Origin of the sequence: Streptomyces sp. WM6386, assembly GCF_000972385.1 — a bacterium.
GTDB lineage: Bacteria > Actinomycetota > Actinomycetes > Streptomycetales > Streptomycetaceae > Streptomyces.
This window is the reverse complement of the sequence record NZ_JXTE01000462.1, coordinates 1-481: the sequence shown is the minus strand read 5'-3', so window position 1 is coordinate 481 and position 481 is coordinate 1. Positions and strand designations below refer to the sequence as shown.

The 481-nt window shown below is 73.8% G+C and carries 1 pseudogene; it reads left to right on the top strand.

Features of this window, described 5'->3' with window-relative positions:
• Nucleotides 1–481, top strand: a pseudogene (locus TN53_RS42255) (FG-GAP-like repeat-containing protein); the annotation flags it as partial.

Here is a 481-nt window from a genome sequence, read left to right as displayed (position 1 = left end):
GAGCACCACTGCGCCCACCACCCGCCGTACCGCGGGCTCGGCCGCCGTCGCAGCCGCCTCGTTCCTGCTGCTGGCGGGAGGGGGCATCCTGGCCGCGCCCCCCGCGTACGCGGGCATTCCCGGCGGCACTTCCGCGGCCGACCGCAACAGTGACTTCAACGGCGACGGGTACACCGACCTCGTCACCGGCGTCCCGGACGGCACGGTCGACGGCCGGGAGGGTGCCGGCTACGTCAACGTGCAGTACGGCGCGCCCAACGGCATCGGCACCAACACCACTGTGCCCAAGGGCCGGGTCGAGCTCATCAGCCAGTCGTCCAAGGGCGTGCCCGGAACCTCCGAGTTCGGCGACCGCTTCGGGCAGGCGGTCGCCTCCGGCGACCTCGACGGCGACGGCTACGACGACCTCGTCGTCGGCCAGCTCAGCGGCGTGGACGAGACCGCGGGCGACGCGGCCGGCGGCCTGGTCGGCGTCTACTAC